This window comes from Eubacterium ramulus ATCC 29099 (assembly GCF_000469345.1).
GTDB classification, from domain to species: Bacteria; Bacillota; Clostridia; order Lachnospirales; family Lachnospiraceae; genus Eubacterium_I; species Eubacterium_I ramulus.
The window spans coordinates 1-4,184 of sequence record NZ_KI271147.1 but is presented as its reverse complement, the minus strand read 5'-3'; the positions used below and the strand labels follow the sequence as shown (position 1 = coordinate 4,184).

Below are 4,184 nucleotides of genomic sequence, written 5' to 3'. Positions count from 1 at the left end.
TTCACTGTTCAGTTATCAAAGTTCTTTGTTTGCCGCTTTCGTTCAGCGACTTTTATATGTTATCACAGGTTTCTTTGCTTGTCAACAACTTTTTTAACTTTTTTAAAATTGTTTTTCAAACTTGCTTCGTTCCCGCGACAGCTATTAGATAATACCATTGAGGCTTTACATTGTCAACACTTTTTTACATATTTTTTCACTTTTTCACAAGTTTTTTTACGTAAAAATAGATATTGTGGTATCTACATCCATAAACCACAACATCTATTTTCTCCTTACATTTTTTTCATCAGAAAACCTGTCAAAATTTTTGACGGTACATTATTATAGTATAAGTAACTCAAAATATTACTCTGGTCAATCTGCGCAATACATTGCTGTCCCTGTTCTGTACCTGCAAATAAAGTCAAAAGCAAAAACAACAGCCACACAATAATCAATCCCTGAAAAGCACCTGCAAAAATTCCCAATATACGATTAACTCCTTTTAATACAGGAATCCGATTTATGATACGCAGTGATCTTCCGATCATAGATACAATCAAACCTGCAAGAAGTAATGCTACAAAATAGGAGACACCGGCAAGTATCCAGTCTGCCATTTTTCTCCCCAATGCCTCATAGATTCCACTCTGCTCCAGAAGATTATTTCCAGAATTCGTTATATAGGAAGCAACCTGTTCCGGTAAGGCTACTCCCACTACGTCAGTATTCCCGGAAACAGTCTGCGATACACTGCTCTGTCCACGTTCTTGAAACGCCTGTATACAATGCTGCTCCAAGGCAGTATATATCCCGGTATTATTTTTAATATAACTGCTGATATATGGCGTAGCATAAGAAATCAGGCCAATCAGCAATATTACAGATATCAGGGAATACAGAATGCGCAGCAAACCTCTGCGCCACCCACGGATCGCGCAGAACAGAATCAGTCCTACCACCACTAACAATAACCAGTTCATTATTTTTCGCCTGCTTTCCCACTTCCGAATAATCGAAAACGAACCTGCTGTGTTTTTCCCTCCACAACAAAAGCATAATTGCGATACCCTTTTATGTGCATCATATGATACAAAGGCTCATTAAATTCATAATAAAATTTTTCCAGCCCGCCCATAGTATAAAGCGCGGCCATGGAATTGCTGGTCAGGCAAATTTCGTGGTTATCCAGAAACTGGATTTCTTCAAACGGGAAATCTGTCACAAACCGGGTCTGCTCATCACACTTCATATTATACACAACCACATTTCGTTTTGCCTCGTCTTTCCCCGATGCAAATACAAGTCCGAAATAGTTGTTATCATGAAATACCATTTTTATTTCTTGTTCTACGAGCTTCTTCGGACCCTCTTTGGGTACATTTCCGCCGCTAAATGTATAGACTCCCTGATCAGAAAACGCAAGTACCTGATTAGAACCGATATATGCGATTTCCGGAATCACAGTATCTTTATAAGTATATGTAGCTACAATATGATCTACTTTTTCTTCTCCGACTGCACCGAAATTATAAAATGTCACAGTACTCTTTGCACTGCCATCATGAATATCCAGACTGGACACAACCATTTTTTCTCCATCATCAGAAAGTGCAACATCCATAGGTGTTCCGCCTTTTTCTACATGAATGGCTCCTTCTGCCAGCTGTTCTCCGCTCTTGCTGTAAAGGGACAAATAACTGGTTCCGTCTTCTTCCATCAGGACAGCAACACTTCCGTTCGCAGACACATCCATCTTCATCACTGGCATGGTCACTTTGAATTTTCCCTGCGTACCACTTGTATTCATTACATAGATCTGTTTTCCCGTTGTATCGGCAAACGCCACATACTGTCCACGGACAGCCACAATTGGATTCTGCATCTCGTAACTTTGATTCCAGATGATCTGATTGTCCACTGTTACATAGGATACACCGTCATTGCTGTATTTCAGCAAATTTCCATTAAAATCTACAAACTTTGTCGCCTCGGTATCGGAACGATCTGCTGTACTGGTAATTCGATAGTCATCATATGACTTATGTTGCATAAAGATATAATAACTAATCCCCATCACTACACAGATTCCAACAATGATCGCCACTACTTTCAACTGTTTTCTATGATGTTCCCGGACTTTGCGCTCAATCTCCTCCCAGTTCGCCTGAACCATCTGCAGATTACTTTTTCCTGCGTTCTTCATTCTTTCCTCCGTTCAGAACCTTGTCTGATGTACATATTTCAACCTTTATTATTCATCCCGTATAGAAACAGGCATTCTTGTTGCTCACCACCTGCATAGGTGGGAGTCATCTCACATCTGATATATCATAATGCATTTTCACGGTAAAGTCCAGAAAGTTTACGGCAATAATAACTGCTGTCCCTCATAAATCATATCCATATTTTCAATCTGATTCGCATTACAGATTTCCGGAATCATCGCAGTGGTATGATAAACAGCTTTGCTGATAGACATCAGGCTGTCCCCTTTTTTCACCGTATAATACCGGGCAGAACTGTCTGCTGTTCCGCCTGATATATCAGCGGCATTTTCGGATGTCAAATTATGACCTCCTGTATTCTGAGAAATATCTGATACCGATGCATCGGCTCCTGCACTCTGAGAAAGATTTGCGGACATATTCTCACCCGCATTTTCTGTCGCATTTCCTGTCTCGGTCGCACTATCACCCGTGCTCTGAGCACCCTGTCCCTTTTCATCACTGCCATTCCCTGCCTCTGTACCTGCAACTGATGCCTGTTCTGTTTCCTCCTGCATTCCTTCAGTACCCGATGCCTGTCCATTTTCCACAGTACCGGATGCTGTGCCCTGTTCTTCCGCTATCAATTCTGAACTGTCATTTGCAATACCTCCCTTTTGTACATTTCCGGAAAAAGTCTGCAGCGTTTGTTCCAGTGTCTTCAGATTCTGATAATTTCCAATCTGTGAAATACCGGTTGCCGCCACTACTGCAAGAACTGCAATACCCGCCACATATACAAACGGTTGATATTTTTTTCGGGAAGGTTTTTCGTTTAACTTGTTCAGGATCGCCCGATAATTTCGTGCCACATCTTCACGAGATGACACTTCACATTCCATTTTATTGCGCACTGGGTCGCTGTGTCGATTCTGTGCCACCAGGTATTCCTGCATTGCGGGATTTTTTTCATAATATACCGCATAGCCGTCCAGCCGCTGCAGTCTGCCCTGCTCCTGTACAAAAAATGTATCTGTACGATTTATCCTGTCCGACAAATACAAGAAACTGGAACCGTGTTCCTGCGTGGCATCAAAAAACTGCTGCATGGATGCTGATACTTCCTGATTACAGCCATCCAGTTCAAAATACCAGCCCAGCAGTTCATACTCAGAAAAATATTCCTTGATGCCCTGATATACGCTCTCCCAAAACAACTGCTGACGTTCCGGCGTAGAAACCGCTGCAAAAGGCTGTTCCTCATATTCACAAACCTGCCCGGCATCTGTGACAACTTCACCGGCCCGTGACATCTCATCTGTAACCCCATCCGGCTGCGCTACCTCTTCTGCAAAATACAATGCTGCATTTTGTATCTCATCAGACATCTGTTTTTCAAAATGCATATTGCTGCCAATGGCATAATTCAATGAAAATTCTACTTGTTGCGCACCGTTGATAAATATGTATTCCTGTCCTGCTCTTGAAAAATGTCTGCCCAGGAGCACTGCCGCCACAAAATCCGGATTTTTCTGTTCTTCCCGCAACGTACGGTGTACATAAGTATATACAAAATCTTCCACATATATTTTATACGTTTCTCCCAGTTTTCCCATCTGACGGATATTTTTCGGCAAAACAAACTCTCTGTCACGCTGATTTTCCATGTTCTATTCCCTCTTTCTACCATTTATACAGTCATAATGTTTTAAATTTCTCGGGGAATTTTACCATGGAAGTATTGTAAAACTTTGCCGCTTTTTGTAAAGAGACAAACTAAAACGAACTCCAACAAGGACATGAAAAATTTTCTGTGTCCGTTGCATCGCTTATCTCCGACCGCTTCCGCGAACTCGGCTGCAAAAACAGCAGCCTCAGACACACTCACGCGGTCGGGCTAAATGCAACAGCCACGACGAAAATTTTACAACGATCCTTTTGTTGGAGTTCGTTTCAGTTTTGTCTCATTTACTTGACGGCACCGTATGCCACGCA

General features: G+C 41.8%; 3 protein-coding genes. All 3 read right to left on the bottom strand.

Going from position 1 to position 4,184, the window contains the following annotated elements; all coding sequences use genetic code 11:
• Positions 1-275: 275 nt before the first annotated feature.
• Entirely contained in the window at positions 276-965 is a 690-nt protein-coding gene (locus HMPREF0373_RS16085; protein WP_021739630.1) for a CvpA family protein, read from the bottom strand.
• Positions 965-2,188 (bottom strand): DUF5711 family protein, encoded by a 1,224-nt coding sequence (locus tag HMPREF0373_RS10210; protein ID WP_021739629.1) that lies wholly within the window; start codon positions 2,186-2,188, stop codon positions 965-967. Before HMPREF0373_RS10210 ends, HMPREF0373_RS16085 begins: the two co-directional genes overlap by 1 nt.
• Before the next feature lie 159 nt (positions 2,189-2,347).
• Entirely contained in the window at positions 2,348-3,856 is a 1,509-nt protein-coding gene (locus HMPREF0373_RS10205) for a LysM peptidoglycan-binding domain-containing protein (RefSeq protein WP_021739628.1), read from the bottom strand.
• Positions 3,857-4,184 lie beyond the last annotated feature (328 nt).